The sequence below is a fragment of the Yimella sp. RIT 621 genome, assembly GCF_004146205.1.
In the GTDB taxonomy this organism is placed as follows: Bacteria; Actinomycetota; Actinomycetes; order Actinomycetales; family Dermatophilaceae; genus Yimella; species Yimella lutea.
Genome location: NZ_SEIP01000003.1, coordinates 189,671 through 206,592, shown reverse-complemented (window position 1 = coordinate 206,592; position 16,922 = coordinate 189,671). Strand labels below are relative to the sequence as shown.

The 16,922-nt window shown below is 68.5% G+C and carries 16 protein-coding genes; 14 read left to right on the top strand and 2 right to left on the bottom strand.

All coding sequences use genetic code 11. The features are described from left to right. Positions 1-90 precede the first annotated feature (90 nt). The 9 genes from nirB to EU513_RS04445 all read left to right on the top strand — a co-directional run bounded on the left by nirB (position 91) and on the right by EU513_RS04445 (position 10,707). Positions 91-2,703: a nitrite reductase large subunit NirB gene (gene nirB / locus EU513_RS04485; protein ID WP_129624677.1), complete on the top strand. Its 2,613-nt coding sequence runs from the start codon at positions 91-93 to the stop codon at positions 2,701-2,703. After that, positions 2,700-3,143 carry a nitrite reductase (NAD(P)H) small subunit gene (locus EU513_RS04480; RefSeq protein ID WP_240795917.1) on the top strand — a complete coding sequence of 148 codons (444 nt, stop codon included), beginning with the start codon at positions 2,700-2,702 and terminating at the stop codon, positions 3,141-3,143. The genes nirB and EU513_RS04480 overlap by 4 nt, the downstream gene beginning before the upstream one ends. Continuing rightward, positions 3,140-4,303 carry a uroporphyrinogen-III C-methyltransferase gene (gene cobA / locus EU513_RS04475; protein WP_129624676.1) on the top strand — a complete coding sequence of 388 codons (1,164 nt, stop codon included), beginning with the start codon at positions 3,140-3,142 and terminating at the stop codon, positions 4,301-4,303. Before EU513_RS04480 ends, cobA begins: the two co-directional genes overlap by 4 nt. After that, complete coding sequence (locus EU513_RS04470; RefSeq protein WP_370447339.1) at positions 4,300-5,418, top strand: uroporphyrinogen-III synthase; 1,119 nt, start codon at positions 4,300-4,302, stop codon at positions 5,416-5,418. The genes cobA and EU513_RS04470 overlap by 4 nt, the downstream gene beginning before the upstream one ends. Next, complete coding sequence (locus tag EU513_RS04465; RefSeq protein ID WP_129624675.1) at positions 5,415-6,101, top strand: sirohydrochlorin chelatase; 687 nt, start codon at positions 5,415-5,417, stop codon at positions 6,099-6,101. The genes EU513_RS04470 and EU513_RS04465 overlap by 4 nt, the downstream gene beginning before the upstream one ends. Before the next feature lie 57 nt (positions 6,102-6,158). Further along, positions 6,159-6,938 carry a LemA family protein gene (locus tag EU513_RS04460; RefSeq protein ID WP_205744670.1) on the top strand — a complete coding sequence of 260 codons (780 nt, stop codon included), beginning with the start codon at positions 6,159-6,161 and terminating at the stop codon, positions 6,936-6,938. Positions 6,939-7,110: 172 nt separating this feature from the next. Further along, positions 7,111-8,268 (top strand): MacS family sensor histidine kinase, encoded by a 1,158-nt coding sequence (gene macS / locus EU513_RS04455; RefSeq protein ID WP_205744669.1) that lies wholly within the window; start codon positions 7,111-7,113, stop codon positions 8,266-8,268. After that, positions 8,265-8,906 carry a response regulator transcription factor gene (locus EU513_RS04450; RefSeq protein WP_129624674.1) on the top strand — a complete coding sequence of 214 codons (642 nt, stop codon included), beginning with the start codon at positions 8,265-8,267 and terminating at the stop codon, positions 8,904-8,906. The genes macS and EU513_RS04450 overlap by 4 nt, the downstream gene beginning before the upstream one ends. Positions 8,907-9,030: 124 nt before the next feature. Next, on the top strand, positions 9,031-10,707 hold the full coding sequence (locus EU513_RS04445; protein WP_168990141.1) for a DUF2339 domain-containing protein: 1,677 nt from the start codon (positions 9,031-9,033) through the stop codon (positions 10,705-10,707). Between the two features lie 64 nt (positions 10,708-10,771). Here the strand turns inward: EU513_RS04445 and EU513_RS04440 are convergent, their stop codons facing one another. Beyond that, on the bottom strand, positions 10,772-11,470 hold the full coding sequence (locus tag EU513_RS04440; protein ID WP_129624737.1) for a DedA family protein: 699 nt from the start codon (positions 11,468-11,470) through the stop codon (positions 10,772-10,774). Positions 11,471-11,618: 148 nt separating this feature from the next. On the opposite strand from EU513_RS04440, the gene EU513_RS04435 reads away from it, so the two are divergent. From EU513_RS04435 to EU513_RS04415, 5 genes are read left to right on the top strand one after another with little or no spacing between them, the layout of a single operon-like run. Beyond that, complete coding sequence (locus EU513_RS04435) at positions 11,619-12,518, top strand: ABC transporter substrate-binding protein (RefSeq protein ID WP_129624672.1); 900 nt, start codon at positions 11,619-11,621, stop codon at positions 12,516-12,518. Between the two features lie 40 nt (positions 12,519-12,558). Beyond that, positions 12,559-13,437, top strand: coding sequence for an amino acid ABC transporter permease (locus EU513_RS04430; protein WP_129624671.1), 879 nt, complete (start codon positions 12,559-12,561; stop codon positions 13,435-13,437). Next, positions 13,434-14,165 (top strand): amino acid ABC transporter ATP-binding protein, encoded by a 732-nt coding sequence (locus EU513_RS04425; RefSeq protein WP_129624670.1) that lies wholly within the window; start codon positions 13,434-13,436, stop codon positions 14,163-14,165. Before EU513_RS04430 ends, EU513_RS04425 begins: the two co-directional genes overlap by 4 nt. Before the next feature lie 5 nt (positions 14,166-14,170). Beyond that, a complete protein-coding gene (locus EU513_RS04420; protein ID WP_240795916.1) occupies positions 14,171-14,878 on the top strand; it encodes a TrmH family RNA methyltransferase in 708 nt (235 codons plus the stop codon). Continuing rightward, positions 14,875-15,207 (top strand): hypothetical protein, encoded by a 333-nt coding sequence (locus EU513_RS04415; RefSeq protein ID WP_168990140.1) that lies wholly within the window; start codon positions 14,875-14,877, stop codon positions 15,205-15,207. The genes EU513_RS04420 and EU513_RS04415 overlap by 4 nt, the downstream gene beginning before the upstream one ends. 78 nt (positions 15,208-15,285) lie before the next feature. On the opposite strand, the gene EU513_RS04410 is transcribed toward EU513_RS04415, so the two are convergent. Then, positions 15,286-16,749, bottom strand: coding sequence for an HNH endonuclease signature motif containing protein (locus EU513_RS04410; RefSeq protein ID WP_240795915.1), 1,464 nt, complete (start codon positions 16,747-16,749; stop codon positions 15,286-15,288). Between the last annotated feature and the right edge of the window lie 173 nt (positions 16,750-16,922).

The window sequence follows — 16,922 nt, the reverse complement described above, 5'->3', positions numbered from 1 at the left end:
TGCCCGAAACATTTTCGGACCTCGTGCCGAAACACGACGCACCTACTTTCGAACCATCCCGATGACCCCCGACGAAGCCAGGAGCCTGCGATGAGCCCGACCGACCCGAATCAGCGACACGTCGTCGTGGTGGGCGCCGGCATGGTCGCGCACCGCTTCGTCGAAGCCCTCCGAGCCCGGGACAACGCCGACAGCTACCGGGTGACGGTGCTGGCCGAGGAGCCGCGTCCGCCCTACGACCGCGTGGCGTTGACCTCCTACTTCACCGGCCGCGACCCCGACGACCTCGCGCTCGGGCAGGACCAGTTGTGGCGCGACCCGCTGGTGCGCCTGCGCAAGGGCGTCCGCGCGCTGCGGGTCGACCGGCTGGCCCGCGTGGTCGAATTGTCGACCGGGCAGTTGCTCAGCTACGACCACCTGGTGTTGGCCACCGGGTCGTACGCGGCGGTGCCGCCGGTGGCCGGCAAAGACCTGCGCGGATGTTTCGTCTACCGCACGATCGACGACGTCGCCGACCTGCGGTCGTTCGTCGAGAAGCTGCGGGCCGACCATCCGGGCCGGCCGGTGCGCGGAGCCGTCGTCGGCGGTGGCCTGCTCGGGCTCGAGGCGGCCGGCGCGTTGCAGGCGCTCGGCGCCGAGGCCACCGTGGTCGAGTTCGCGCCCCGGCTGATGCCGTTGCAGGTCGACGAAGGCGGCGGAGCGCAACTGCGCCGGCTCATCGAGGCGTTGGGGGTCACCGTCCGCACCGACACGGCCACCGCCAAGATCACCGACAAACGCACCGGACGGGTGCGGGCGATGACCTTCGCCGACGGCGACTCGATCGACGTCGAGGTGGTCATCTTCGCCACCGGCGTGCGACCGCGCGACGAACTCGCCCGCGACGCCGGTCTGACGATCGGCGAGCGGGGCGGAGTGGTCGTCGACTCCGGCTGTCGCACCGACGACGAACTGGTCAGCGCGATCGGTGAAGTGGCCTGCATCGACGCGCGGGTGTGGGGGCTCGTCGCGCCGGGCTACGCCATGGCGGAGGTGGTCGTCGACCGGCTGCTCGACGGTGAGGCGACCTTCCCGGGTGCCGACTCCTCGACCAAGCTGAAGTTGCTCGGCGTCGACGTCGCCTCGTTCGGTGACGCCTTCGCCACCACGTCTGGTTGTCTCGAGGTGGCCTACGCCGACGCGGTCAACGGCGTCTACAAGAAGCTCGTCGTCAGCGACGACGCCCGCACCCTGCTGGGTGGCATCCTCGTCGGCGACGCCAGCGCCTATGCTTCGCTGCGCCCGATGCTCGGTCAGGAACTCGCCTGTGACCCAGCCGCTTTGGTGGCACCCGAAGGCGGCGAAGCGGCGCAGCTGGAGCTGCCCGACGAAGCCACCGTCTGCTCGTGCAACAACGTCAGCGCCGGGCAGGTGCGCCGGGCCGTCGACCAGGAAGGGTGCTGCAGCCTCGCGGACGTGAAGGGCTGCACGAAGGCCGGCACGAGCTGTGGCTCCTGCCTGCCGCTGGTCAAGAAGATCACCGAGGTGCAGCTCGCCGCGGCCGGCGTCGAGGTCACCAAGGCGCTGTGCGAACACTTCTCGATGAGCCGGGCGGAGCTGTTCGGCGCCGTGCAGGTCACCGGCCTCACCACCTTCAGCGCGATCGTAGAACGGCACGGCACCGGTCACGGCTGCGATGTCTGCAAGCCGACGGTCGCCTCGATCCTCGCCAGCCTGGGCAACGGGCACATCCTCGACGGCGAGCAGGGCGGCCTGCAGGACACCAACGACCACATGCTCGCCAACCTGCAGAAGGACGGCACCTACTCGGTGGTGCCGCGCATTCCCGGCGGCGAGATCACCCCGCAGGGCCTCATCGCGATCGGCCAGGTGGCCGCCGACTTCGACCTCTACACCAAGATCACCGGCGGCCAACGCATCGATCTGTTCGGTGCCCGGGTCGACCAGTTGCCGGTGATCTGGAAGCGGCTCGTCGACGCCGGCTTCGAGTCGGGCCACGCCTACGGCAAGTCGCTGCGCACGGTGAAGTCGTGCGTCGGACGCACCTGGTGCCGCTACGGCGTGCAGGACTCCGTGGGCATGGCGATCGCCCTCGAACTGCGCTACCGCGGATTGCGATCGCCGCACAAGCTCAAGGTCGGGGTGTCGGGTTGCGCGCGTGAGTGCGCCGAGGCCCGTGGCAAGGACGTCGGAGTCATCGCCACCGAGAAGGGATGGAATCTCTACGTCGGAGGCAACGGCGGATTCACCCCGCGCCACGCACAGTTGCTCGCCGAAGACCTCGACGATGCCGGCCTCGTGCAGGCGATCGACCGCTTCTTCATGTACTACATCCGCACCGCCGACCGGCTGCAACGCACGGCCGCCTGGCTGGAGGAGATCGACGGCGGGCTCGACCACGTGCGCGACGTGATCCTGCACGACAGCCTCGGCGTGGCCGCCGACCTCGACGCGGCGATGGCAAAGCACGTCGACTCCTACTCCGACGAGTGGCGCGACGTGCTCGACGACCCGGCCAAGCTCGCCCGGTTCGCGTCGTTCGTCAACGACGACACCCCCGACGACGACCTGCACTACGTGGTCGAGCGCGGCCAACGGCGTCCGGCCACCTCAGCCGAGCGCAGCGACCCGCAGATCGAGGTCGTCGATGCGGCGCGCCGTCCGGTGTTCCTGTCCGGTCCGACCCTGGAGATTCGCCGATGACCGATGAGATGACCGACGCGGTCACAGACGCGATGGCCGACCCGATCACAGACCCGGCGACTGCTCCCATCCACTGGACGCCGGTGGCCGACCTGGTCGCCATCCCGTTGGAACGCGCGGTGCCGGTGCGCGTGGGCGCCGCTCAGGTGGCGGTGGTGCGGCTCATCGACGGCTCGATCCACGCCGTCGGCAACCGGGACCCGTTCAGCGGGGCGCAGGTGATGGCCCGCGGCATCGTGGGATCGATCTGCGTCGGAGGCACGATTCACCGTACGCTTGTTTCTCCTATGTATAAGCAGACGTTCTACTTGGCGACCGGTCGGTGCACGACCGACGATCAGGTCTGCCTGGGCACCTGGAGCACCCGGGTGGTCGACGACCGGCTCGAGGTCGGCGAGTGCGTCGTCCCGCCGACAACGACGGATGTGTTGAGCGCATGACCCCGTTGCACGCGATGGATCTCGCCGGTAAGCCGGTGCTCGTCGTCGGGGGCGGCCCGATCTCGGCCGCTCGGGTGGCGGCGCTGCTCGCGACCGGCGCGACCGTGCGCGTGCACGCACCTACCCTGTGCGAAGACCTGCGCGATCTCTACGCGTCGGACGCGTTCGCCTGGAACACCGCCGCGGTGACCGCCGCTGATCTTGCCGACGTGTGGCTGGTCTCGGCCGACGAACAAGACCCCGCCGAGACCGAGCGGCTGCGTGCCCTTGCCACCGCGGCGAAGGCGTGGTTCGAGGGCGGCGACGCGCGCACCTACGACGCCGCGACGATCGACGACGCGGTCATCGAGGCCAACGTGACGCTGCGCGAACTCCGTCCCGAATCCTCGACCGGCAAGGTCGTGCTGGTGGGTGGCGGCCCGGGCGCCGACGACCTCATCACCGTGCGCGGACGCCGCGAACTGGCCCGCGCCGATGTGGTCGTCACCGACCGCCTCGCCCCCGTCGGGCTGCTGCGCAGCCTGGGCTCGACCGCCGAGATCGTCGACGTCGGCAAGACCCCCTACCGCCACCCCGTGCCGCAGCACGAGATCAACCAGATCCTCATCGACCGCGCCCGCCGCGGGCGGTACGTCGTGCGGCTCAAGGGCGGCGACCCGTTCGTTCTCGGACGCGGCGGCGAGGAATGGATCGCCTGCCGCGAGGCCGACGTCGAGGTCGAGGTCGTGCCCGGCGTGAGTTCGGCCTTCGCCGCGCCGCTGGCCGGACTGGTGCCGGTGACCCACCGCGGGGTGGCCGCCGGCGTGCTGATGATCTCGGGTCACGACGAGGTGTCGCCGGACATGCTCGTGCAGTGGCCGCACACGATCGTCGTGCTCATGGGCATGGGGCGGTTGCCCGAACTCGCCGCGTCGCTGGTGAGCGCCGGCAAAGACCCCGCGACCCCGGTGGCGGTGGTGCACAAGGCATACAGCCCGCAGCAGCGCAGCGTGCGCGGCACCCTCGCCACGATCACCGAGCAGGTGCTGACGCAGCAGATCGGCAATCCCGCGGTGATCGTCATCGGCGACGTCGTCGGCCAACTCGCCGATCCCACCGATCTCACCGACCCCGACGGTGCTGACCCAGGCAACCCGCACGCCGTGAACGGATCTTCGTGAACCCGGTGGGCGACCAACTGGTCGGTGCCCGGGTGTTGCTCACCGGGCAGCGCCGCAGCGCCGAGCTCGCCGCAGCCCTCGAGCGGCGCGGTGCGCAGATCGCGTACGCCCCCACCCTGTCGGTGGTGCCTCACGTCGACGATGCCGAACTCCTGCGCGCGACAAAGGAGTTGATCGCCGAACCGCCGCAGATCGTGGTTGGCACGACCGGTGTCGGCTTCACCGGATGGATCGAGGCCGCCGACGCCGCGGGCCTCGCCGACGAACTTCTCGCCATGCTGCGCGACACCCGCATCATCGCCCGCGGCCCGAAGACCAGCGGCGCGCTGCGCGCCGCCGGACTCGAACCCGACTGGGTGGCTGAATCGGAGACCAACGCCGAGGTGCGCGACTTCCTGCTGTCCGAATCGATCGCCGACCTGCGGGTCGCGGTGCAACACCACGGCGCCGGCTCCGACGGTCTCGACGAGGCGTTCACCGACGCGGGCGCCACGGTGCAACCGCTCGTGGTCTACCGCTGGGGGCCGGCTGCCGACCCCCGAGCCGTCGCGGACGGCGTCCGCCGCGTGGTCGACCGGGAGTACGACTCGGTGGTCTTCACCTCCGCACCCGGAGCACAGGCCTTCCTCGACAGCGCCCGCGGCCTGGGTCTGGAGCGGGAGTGTGTGGCGGCGATGGCCGTCGACGGCGGCGTCGTCGCCGCGGCCGTCGGCCCGGTCACCGCGGCCCCGTTGCGGGTGGTCGGGATCGATCCGATGGTGCCCGACCGTTTCCGGCTCGGCGCGCTGGTGCGGTCGTTGGTGGCGCACCTGCCGGTGCACGCGACACAGGCGGTCACCCCGGCGGGCACCCTGCGGGTCTGGCGTTCGGAGGCGGTGCTCGACGGCCGGCGGCTCAGCCTGTCACCGGCCGGCCTGGCGGTGCTGCACCGCCTCGCGGCCGCCGACGGTGCGGTGGTGACCCGCGAGCAGATCCTCGCGGTGCTGCCCGGCACCGCCGTCGACCCGCACGTCGCCGAGGTCGCCGTCGCCCGACTGCGCGACGCGCTGCCCGACCGTGATCTGGTCACCACCGTCGTCAAGCGGGGTTACCGCCTGGCGGTGGCCGACCGATGACGCGTGCGCTCGTCGTCTGCGCCCACGGCACCAACAACCCGCAGGGGCAGGCTGTCGTGCGCTCGATCGTCGCGCAGGTCGCGCGCCGTCGCCCCGACCTCACCGTGCGCGAGGCGTACGTCGACGTGCAGCAACCGGAGTTGCCGCAGGTCGTGAACGACCTTGCGGCGCAGCACGATTCGGTGGTGGTCGTGCCGCTGCTGCTGTCGTCGGGCTTCCACACCGAGGTTGACGTGGCGCAGGCCGTGGCGGCCCACCCGCACGCCCACGCCGCGCCCGCGCTCGGTCCGCACGCGTTGCTGGCGCAGGTGCTCGTCGACCGGCTCGTCGACGCCGGCGCGACGCTGAACGCCCCGGTGGTGCTCGCCGTCGCCGGATCGAGCCGCGCCGCCGGCGCGACGGACGCCGAACGGATGCGTGACCTGCTCGCCGAACGCTGGGCCGGGACGGTCGCGCTGGGCTATCTGGCCGCCCGGCAGCCTTCGGTGGACGACGCCGTCCGGGTGGTTGCCGCAGAGCACGGCGGCGACCCGGGCGCGGTGGTCGTCGCGAGTTACCTCATGGGGTCCGGCTTCTTCCACGACCGGCTCACCGGCCTCGGGGCACGGGTGTCGGCGCCGCTGGGCGACGACCCGCGGCTCGCCGAGTTGGTGCTGCGGCGGTTCGAGGGTGTGGACAGCTGATCCGGGAGCCGACCAGCACGTAGGCTGAGCGGCAATGCAACCGAAGGAGACTTGCTGATGACGTGGGTTCTGCTCGCCATCGTCCTGATCATCGTCCTGCTCGTGGTGTGGGGCATCTCGTCCTACAACGGCCTGGTGAAGAAGCGTAACCAGGTGCAGGAGGCCTGGCACCAGATCGACGTCGAACTCAAGCGACGTCACGACCTCATCCCAAACCTCATCGAGACCGTGAAGGGATACGCCCAGCACGAACGCGCAACGCTCGACGAAGTGCTGCGCGCCCGCTCGGCCGCGATCAGCGGCGGCGACACACCGGCAACCGCTGCGCAGAACGAGGGCCAGTTGACCCAGGCGCTCGGACGCCTCATGGCGGTCGCCGAGGCCTACCCGGATCTGAAGTCGAACTCCAACTTCCTCGGACTGCAGAACGAACTGTCGTCCACCGAGGACCGCATCGCCTCGGGTCGCCGCTACTACAACGCGATCGTCCGCGAACTCAACACCGCGATCGAGTCGATCCCGACCAAATTCCTCGCGGGTCCGGCCGGTGTCGCGCGGGCCGAGTACTTCGAAGCCGAAGGCAACGAGCGCGCCGTCCCGAACGTGAACTTCGGCACCGGTCCCGGCGGCACCGCAGGTGGTTTCGGCGGGTACAACATGCCCGACCCAGGTGACCCGGTCGAGCCGCACTCAACGCAGTACCCGCAGATCGAGCAGCAGGGTACGATGCCGAACCCCCTTCCGGGACAGCAGTATCCGCATCAGCAGTCGCAGCCGCAGGGTTACCCGCAGCAGGGTGGCCAGCAGCCGCAGGGCTACCCGGGCCAGGGCAACTGACCGCCTCGTAACAGTCGGAGCAGGACGAAAGGTCCGGGCACCCCCGCGGTGCCCGGACCTTTCGCGAAGCAGTACGTCAGGCGCGCACCAGACGCAGGTATGGGTTTCGCGAGGTCCACCAAGAGAGCATCAACTTCGCAGGTCAGTGCGCTTTGCCGACTACTGTGATGACGTGAGTACGGCGACGCTGCAACGCGATTCATCGGGTCTGCTGCCGTTGTGGCGCGCCGCCCAGGTGTTCCGTCTCGCCTCGCTGATCTATGCCGGTGCGGTGCAGTGGACCGTGGTCGAGCATTACGTCCGACCCTTGCTGAGTTGGGCCGTCTTCGCCCTGATGTTGGTCTGGTCAGGCATCGCGGCGATGCTGCTCGCGTTCGGGTACCGCCGCCGCCGGCAGGTCGTCGCAGCCGAGGTCGTGGTGACGCTGTTGCTCATGGCGAGCACCTTGATGGTGGGCGGTAAGAACAACTACTTCGATCGCCACCAGACGGTGCCCACGACCTTCTGGGCCGCGAATGCGGTTGTGTCCGTTGCGATCCTGCTTGGTCCGTGGTGGGGACTGGCGTGCGCCGGTCTCGTCGGGCTGTCGGCGCTCGCGATCTGCAACCAACTCGACAACATCGGTTTCGACGCGACGCTACCGATTCTGCTGACCGTCGGCCTTGCGGTCGGGATGGGAGCCCAGATCGTCCGGCGTGCCCGCGAGCAGATAGACCGGGCGATCCGGCTCGAGGCGGCCGCATCGGAGCGCGAACGACTGGCCCGGGAGGTGCACGACTCGACCCTCCAGGTGCTCGCGCTCGTGCGTCGCAGGGGCGCGGAAATCGGTGGTCCGACAGCCGAACTCGCCCGACTGGCCGCGGAGCAGGAGGACGCGTTACGCAAACTGCTGTCTCGTCAGGCCGGCGTCAAGGCGCCGGTGCCGGTCGAGCGTGACCTGCGATCACGCCTTGAGGAAGTACTGCCGACGCAGGTTTCCCTCGCCGCGCCCGGGCAACCGATCGTGCTGCCCGAGCAGATGACCGACGAGATCGTGGCCGTCGTGTGTGCCGCGATCGACAACACCGCCAAGCATGCCGGCGCCGACGCGAGGTCGTACGTCCTGCTCGAGGACGACGGCGAGGAGATCGTGGTGACGGTGCGGGACGACGGTGCGGGCTTCGACCCGTCCCGGCTCGCCGAGGCAGCGGCCGAGGGCAGGATGGGTGTGAGCAAGTCGATCAGGGGTCGCGTCACCGACCTCGGCGGCACGGTCGACCTGTTCACCGCGCCCGGTGAGGGCACCGAGTGGGAAGTACACATTCCGTCGACGGGAGCCGAGCAGCGATGACGACGATCATGGTGGTCGACGACCACCCGATGTGGCGCGACGGTGTCGGTCGTGACCTCACCGAGCACGGATTCGAGGTGGTCGCAACCGCGGATTCTGTTGCGGCAGCGGCGAATCGAGCAGCTGCGACCAAGCCTGACGTCGTCCTGATGGATATGCACCTTCCGGACGGAAACGGCGCACAGGCGACGGTCGCCGTGCTGGAACACTCACCGTCGACCCGGATTCTCGTGCTGTCCGCGTCCTCCGAGCGCGAGGACGTGCTGGAAGCGGTCAAGGCCGGTGCCAGCGGATACCTGGTGAAGTCGGCGAGCCAAGCTGAACTCGTGGAGGCCGTCACCGCAACTGCCGAGGGACAAGCGATCTTCACGCCCGGCCTGGCCGGTCTGGTGCTGGGGGAGTACCGCCGGATGGCGACCGTCCCGACGGGCGAGGGACCGGACCTGCCCAAGCTCACCGACCGCGAGACCGAGGTACTCCGGTTTGTCGCAAAAGGCCTGAGCGCCAAGCAGATCGGCACCCGCCTCGGCGTCTCGCACCGCACCGTCGAGAACCACGTCCAGTCGTCCTTGCGCAAACTCCAGCTGAGCAACCGCGTCGAGTTGGCGAGGTACGCCATGGAGCACGGCCTCGACTGAGACCCGGCTCCGGTGTGGACGCCGTCGCCTGCACGCGTAGGTAGGGGAACGTTCAGGAAGTACCTATGTCGGTTGAGTAGTGCTACTCATGTCCGTTCGGCCGCGCCGAGCCAGGGTTGAAGGCATGAACACGACACCGAACACTCAGCCCGGCCCGCAGGGTCAGCACCAGTACCCGAACGGCGCTCACTACAACACCGGATCCGGTCCGCAGCCGGCCTATCAATACCCGCCGCTGCGACCACAGGTCCGCCGACCTTGGTGGGAGCGCGACGGTGTCATCGGCAAGATCTTCGCCGGCGCAGGGGTCTTCGTGACCCTCATCGGCGTCGTCATGCTGCTGGTCATCGCTGCCCGAGCAGGACTGCTGCGCCCCGAGATTCGCGTGACCGGCGGCGCACTGCTGTCCGGTCTGCTGCTCGCAGGATCGATTCGCCTGGAGTCGCGCCTCGGTGGACGCATCGGTGCCATCGCACTGGCCGCGACCGGTACCGCCGGCCTCTTCCTGTGCGTGGTCGCGACGACCAACTTCTACGAATGGATCCCCGGAGCCGCCGGACTCGTGATCGCCGCGGCGATCGCGGCCGGCACGGTGGCGATCGCGATGCGCTGGAACTCTCAGGCTCTTGCGGTGATGATGACCGCCGGAGTCGGCGTGCTCGTGCCGGTGCTGACCGAAGGTCTCACCGTCCCGCTGATCGCCTTCCTCGTGCTGTTGCAGGCGGCCGGCTGCGTCCCCGAGTTCTCCAAGGACTGGCCGGCCATCGCAGCCGCCCGCACCCTGCCGGTGGCGCTCGCGGCGACGGTCGCCGCAGAACTGGAGCCGTACCGGGCCAGCACGCACATCGCGGCCTACCTCGTGGCCACGATCGCTCTCGCCTCGGCACTGATGGCGAGCCGTCGCAGGAACGAATGGATCACTGCCTGCGTGTACGCCGTCGCGAGTGTGCCGATGATCGTCGCCGTCACTTCGCTGACCGGTCCGGTCGCCGCGATCGCCGGCGCGGCGATCGCCGTGATGACCCTCGGCGCGGTGATCGCGGCCCGACCGGTGGGTACCGGTACCTCTGCAGCCGCGGCTCTCGTGGTCGGTGCTGCACTGCTGGCGTCCGCGGTGACCGTCACCCGCGGTCCGTGGTTGTCGGTGATCCTGCTCGGTATCGGTGTCGTCCTGGCAGCGTCCACCTACCAGGTGAAGAACCACTACGCCGCGGCGCTGTCGATCGTCTTCACCGCGGCCGGGTACCTCGCCGTCGCTGTCACGGGAGTCGGGACCTCGGTCGAGGACGAACCCGGCGTCGCGTTCACCTCGGGTCTGTTGATGACGATCTCCGCTCTGCTGATCGCGCTGGTCGGTGTGCGCCGCTACGGTGCGGACAAGGAAGGTGCCATCGCGCTCGGCACGATCGCTCTGCTGGCGAGCACCGGTCTGGTGCACCGCGGACTGTTCGCCCTCGTGCTCGGCGACGGCGGCCGCCCGGTTGCGCAGTTCGCGATCACGGTGACCTGGATGCTGATCGCTTCGGCGCTGCTGTGGCTGAGCCTACGCGTGGAGGGCAGCGCGACCGCGACCGTTTCGATGGGGCTGAGCGTCAGTGTCCTGGCGCTGGGCAAGCTGTTCCTGCACGATTTGTCCAGTCTGGACGGCATCGTCCGCGCCGGTGCCTTCATCGTCGTCGGTCTCACGCTCCTGGCGGCAGGCGCCGGGTACGCTCAGGCGTTCGCCAAGCGGGCCGCCGCACGTCGGGTGGAGGTGGAGCAGAGCGCCCCTCAACAGCCGCGCCCGATGGTGACCTGGTGAGCGGCATCGCAGACAGCGAGGCGCCCGGACCGAAGCGGTCCGGGCGCCTCGGCGCGTTCGCCGATCAGTTCTTGTGATCGCCGGTGACGATGTCGCGGGCCGCGTCCGTGGTCTCGTCGATGATCGCCTCGGCCTGGCGGCGGTGGCGGATGTACTCGACGATCATCGGCAGCACCGAGAACGCCACGATGATCAGGATGGCGGTCTCTAGGTTGTCGCGCACGAACGCCACGTTGCCCAGCAGCGCGCCGGCTCCGACGATCAGCCCGACCCACAGGACGGCGCCGACACCCGACCAGGTGAAGAACCGACGGCGGTCCATCTTGGAGACGCCGGCAACGACGGTGATGAACGTGCGCACGATCGGCACGAAGCGTCCGATGACCAGGGCCTTGTTGCCGTGCTTGTCGAAGAACGCGTTGGTCTGGTCGAAGTACTTGCGTTTGATGATGCGCCCGTCCCGCTCGTACAGCGGTTCACCTAGTTTGCGTCCGATCTCGTAGCCGACGACGTTGCCGGCGAACGCTGCGATCATCAGCGCTGGGATCGACAGGTACAGCGGGATGCCGATGCCCTGGGAGCTGACCGAGAACATGCCGACCGCGAACAGCAGCGAGTCGCCGGGCAGGATCGGGAAGAACAGGCCGCACTCGATGAAGACGATCGCGAGCGAGATCCAGAAGAACGCCCCGCCGTACTGCTCGAGGAGCCACGCAGGGTCCATCCAGCTCGGGCCGAGAGCGACAGGAGCGAAAGTATGCATCACGGGACACCAGCGTACGGGGACGGATGATCGTTCCCTGAATGTCGCCCGCGAGCCGCCGTAATCGGCGGTGTCGCCGCCACTGAACGGGTGACCAATCTGTGGAATCGCTCGAATTCGGGCGGCGCCGCCCACGTACGCTTCGGCCATGGTGCGTTCTTCCTCCGCCGGCCTGTTCGCCCGGCGCATCGGTGTGGTGTCCACGGTCGTCCTGCTCGCTGCGTGCGGTGCGCCGAAGTCGGATTCGTCGAGCTCGACCAGTTCGTCGGCGGCCGGTTCGGGTACGTCGGCTGCGGCGTCCTGCGACAAGGCGTCGCTGAAGACGAAGACCGCGGGCAAGTTGACGATCGGCACCGACAACCCGGCCTACGAGCCGTGGTTCTCCGACAACGCCCCGAGCAACGGCAAGGGGTACGAGTCGGCCGTCGCCTACGCGATCGCCCAGGAACTCGGTTACACCAAGGCCGAGGTGGTCTGGGCGAAGGTGCCGTTCAACAACGTGATCACCCCCGGCCCGAAGGCGTTCGACCTCGACCTCAACCAGGTCTCGATCAGCGAGGACCGCCGCAAGGCCGTCGACTTCTCCAGCGGTTACTACGACGTCACCCAGGTCGTCATCACCTACAAGGGCAGCCCGATCGACGGCAAGACGACGGTCGCCGACCTGAAGAACGCCAAGCTCGGTGTGCAGGTGGGCACCACCTCGTACACCGCGCTGAAGGACCAGATCAAGCCGAGCAAGGACCCCTCGGTCTTCGACACCAACGACCTCGCCGTCCAGGCGCTCAAGAGCCACCAGGTCGACGGCATCGTCGTCGACCTGCCGACCGCGTTCTACATGACCGCGGCGCAGATGGACGACAAGGGCGCGATCGTCGGGCAGCTGCAGGCCGCCGACAAGCCCGAGCAGTTCGGTGCGGTGCTGCCGAAGGGTTCTGCCCTCACTGAGTGCGTCACCAAGGCGGTCGACGCGCTGCGGTCGAAGGGCACCCTGACCCAGCTCGCCGACGAGTGGCTGTCCAAGCAGGGCGCGCCGAAGCTGTCGTGACCCGCCGCGTCCGCCCAGCAGTCGTCGTCGGGAGCCGGCGATGACCGCTGACCCGAACGAAGCAACGACCAAGGACGACTGGACCCCGTCGGCCGTCGAGCGGGAACGGGCCGCCTACCGGGCGAGCCGGCAACGGCGATCCGCGCTCATCGCGACATTGAGCACGATCGTGGTGCTCGGTGTCGCCGGCACGTTGCTGGTCACCAGCCCGGGCTGGTCCGCCGTGCACGAAACCTTCTTCAACTGGGAGAAGGCGAAGGAGTCGTTCCCCGATGTGCTGCGCGGGCTCTGGCTGAACATCAGGGTGATGCTCATCTGCGGCGTCGTCATCCTCGCGTGCTCGATGCTGCTTGCGGTGATGCGCACGCTGCGCGGCCCGGTGTTCTTCCCGTTCCGGATGTTCGCGGTGGTCTACACCGACCTGTTCCGCGGTCTGCCGTTGCTGCTGTTGCTGCTGCTGCTGGGGTTCGGCATGCCGGCGCTGGGTCTGCAGGGGCTGCCCGACACCAGCATCTTCTGGGGTGGCGTCGCGCTGGTGCTGTCCTATTCGGCGTACGTCGGGGAGGTGCTGCGCGCCGGCATCGAATCGGTGCACCCGTCGCAGCGTGCTGCTGCCCGGTCGCTCGGGCTCGGCTACGGCCAGACGTTGCGGTTCGTGGTGATGCCGCAGGCGGTGCGTCGGGTCATCCCGGCCCTGATGAACGACCTCGTGTCGCTGCAGAAGGACTCCGGTCTCATCGCGGTGCTCGGTGTGGTCGACGCGATCAAAGCGGCCCAGATCTCCACCGCCACCGACTTCAACTTCACGCCGTACGTCGTCGCCGGTTTCCTGTTCGTCTGCCTCACGGTGCCGATGGCACGGTTCACCGACTGGTACGCGCGCAAGCAGGGCTTCCAGGGTGCGGGAGGGATGCTGTGAGCCTGCTCGAACTCGACGGTGTGCGGAAGACCTTCGGCGCGCACACCGTGCTGCGGCTGGTCGACCTCGCCGTCGACGAAGGCGAGTGCGTCGTGCTCATCGGGGCCTCCGGCTCGGGCAAGTCGACGATTCTGCGCTGCATCAACCTGCTGGAGGAGGTCGACGACGGTGTCGTCACCTTCGCCGGACGCGACATCACCGACCCGCGGGTCGATGTCGACAAGGTGCGTGCCCAGATGGGTGTCGTCTTCCAGGCGTACAACCTGTTCCCGCACATGAGTGTGCTCGACAACGTGACGCTCGCGCCGGTACGTGTGCACAAGCGCGACCGAGCCGAGGCCCGCGATGCGGCGATGGGCATGCTCAAGCGGGTCGGCCTGGCGCACAAGGCGAAAGCCCGCCCCGACGACCTCTCAGGTGGTCAGCAGCAGCGCGTCGCGATCGCTCGCGCGCTGGTGAACTCCCCGCGGCTGATGCTGCTCGACGAGGTCACCTCCGCGCTCGACCCCGAACTCGTCGGGGAGGTGCTCGATCTGCTTGGCGAACTCAAGCAGGAGGGCGTCACGATGATCCTCAACACCCACGAGATGGGGTTCGCCCGCTCGGTGGCCGACCAGGTGTGCTTCCTCGACGGCGGACAGATCGTCGAACGCGGCGCCCCCGAGCAGGTGCTGGAGCATTCGGAGAACCCCCGTCTGCAGCAGTTCCTGTCGCGTCTGCTGCACTGAGCCGCGTGTCTCAGCAGAACTCGGGCGACAGCCAGGTCGAGGACGAGATCGGTGTCGGGCCCTGGCCCGGCGACTGGCCGGTCGACGATTCCGGTGCCGTGCAGGCGCCCTACGACGAGCAGTTGTTACGTGACGGCGACCGGCGCAACGTCGAGGACCGCTACCGCTACTGGACCCTCGAGGCGATCGTCGCCGACCTCGACACCTCCCGGCACGACTTCCATGTCGCGGTCGAGAACTGGGAGCACGACTTCAACATCGGTTCGGTGATCCGCACCGCGAACGCGTTCAACGCCAAGGCTTTCCACATCGTCGGCAAGCGGCGGTGGAATCGGCGCGGCGCGATGGTCACCGACCGTTACCAGCACGAGTTCCACCACCCGACGGCCCAGGACCTCGCTGACTGGGCGGCCGCCGAGGGTCTGACGCTGGTGGGTATCGACAACGTGCCGGGCTCGGTGCCGATCGAGCCCTACGACCTGCCGTGCGGGTGCGTGCTGGTCTTCGGGCAGGAGGGGCCTGGGTTGTCGGCGCCGATGCGCGAGGTGTGCGAGGTGATCCTGCACATCGAGCAGTACGGCTCCACCCGTTCGATCAACGCCGGTGCGGCGGCGGCGGTGGCGATGCACGCGTGGATCCGTCGACACGTCTGGGGTCAGCGGCCGAGCCTGCCGATCGCCCGCCCAGACTCGCGTCGTACCGTGCAGCCATGAGCGCACGAAACGGAATGAGCCTGTTGCCCGCGACCGAGGTCCACACCGCGCCGGTCGTGGCGCTGGGACTGGTCGGCGGATTCCTGGTCGCCCGCGAGAGCGGCATCCGCCCGCTGGGTGGCGTGCTGTTGGCCGGCTGCGGCGCACTGGCCGGACGCACCTGGCTGGCCAAGGGTGGCCCGGTCACCGCCGGCGCGCTGAGCGCTCTGTACCTAGGCGGCTTCGGCGGTTCGCACCCGCTGGCCAAGAAGATCGGCGCGTGGCCCTCGGTTGCTGCCGTCACAGCGCTCGCCGCGGGCGCGGCGTACGTCGCCTCCGACCGCCGCTGAGCCCCCTGCCGCTGACCCCCACTGCCGCTGGGCTGAGGAGCGCGAGGGACGAGCGCGTTTCGGAACCAAGGGGAATTGTTATGCGACTGCGGTCTCGGTGTGGGCGTAGTGCCAGGTGACGCCGGTGTCGGTGACGGTGGCGGTGAGGTGGTCGCGGTGGACGATGCGGTGGTGGGTGCTGCACAGGAGGGCACTGTTCGCCAACGAGGTGTTGCCGCCGGCCCACCAGGATTCGACGTGGTGGACGTCGCACATGACCGGTGGACGGTCGCAGCCGGCGTAGGTGCAGTGTTTGTCGCGGTGGATCACGGCTCTTCGGAGTTCGTCTTCCACCAAGCGTTTCTTGCGGCCGATGTTGAGGGGTTGGTTCTTCGATCCGAGGACCATCGGCAGGATCTTCGCGTCGCAGGCGAGTTGTCGGACGGTGTCGGGGGTGATGCCGGTGCCGGTGTCGCTGATCCCGAGGCCGGCGAGGATCCCGGCGAGGACGAGGAAGTCGATCGTGACGACCAACGTGGCGGATCCGCGGTGTTTGATCTCCCCGTCTGCGTCGACGGCCTCGGTGCCGAGACCCAGCAGCAACACCAAGGCGTCGGCGCGACGCTTCCCGGCGCTCCTGGGGTCGGGCTCACCCGTCTTCTGTGACGTGCCCTCGGGGCCCGGGGTGTGCCGGTGGTGCGGATCATCGCAACACGCTGATTTCGGTGATGGTCCGGCGAGCGAGTCGACGGCCTGCTTCAACTGTTCGGCATGATCGGGCGACAGGTCGGCGGTGAACCTCACCATCCCGTTCGGTTCGTCCGACCAGGACAGTGATTCGACGCGTTGGTGCTCGTCCTCAGCCTGGTCGAGGACCTCGGCGCCGTACTGGGCGAGGATGCGCTTGGTGAGTTCCCGGACGGTTTTCGCGCCGGCTCCGACGTCGAGGGTGAGCAACCAGCCGTAGATCTCCTCGCGGCTCGCGGTCGGGATGACTGCCCGGATTTTGTCGATGTTGTCGAGGCAGGTTTTCGCGATGGTGGTGTTGGTCCGACCCGACTGCAATGCATCTGCCAATGGTTTGTTGAGCGGGGAGCGGACGGCGTCGGCGATCTTCGCGATCCGGGAGGCGTGGGAGGGTTCGAGACCGCACTGCCACGGCTCGTCCACATCATCGGCGGAGGCGGAGTCAGGTTCGTCGACCGGCACGAGCGGCCCTGCAGCAGAGACGGTGTCGGCACTCAGGAGCGCAGTTGCGGACTCACCGGTCGACAGCCGCCGCACCCACTGCGTCGCATCAGCCGCTGTCGACCGGTACACCGCACCACGCTCGATCGCGTCGGACGCGATGCTCACCATGGCTGCTTCAGTCTGTTGGTGCACCAGCGCGAGTGATCTCATCGCCGCAGTGAGTTCGGCATCAGTGAGGTTGCCGGTCAACTGCGCCAGCCGGGTCACCGCGGCCAACGCGTCCGACACCACTGCGGCGCAGGAGGCAGCTTCACCCGAATACGAGTCGTGCATGCCTTCGGACAACGCCTCGAACGATTCGTCGGTGGTCATGCCGGTGCCTCCTCCCAAGGTGCTTTCGGACTACCTTCATCGTACGCTTGTTCGAGCCCGAAGGGAGGACTTGCACAGCGAATTCTCTTGAAAGACAGAAGAATTCGATACCCGTCGGTATCCACAGCCCTAACCGGAAGGCTGGTTTGTCCACAGGTAAACCAGGGCCGGCT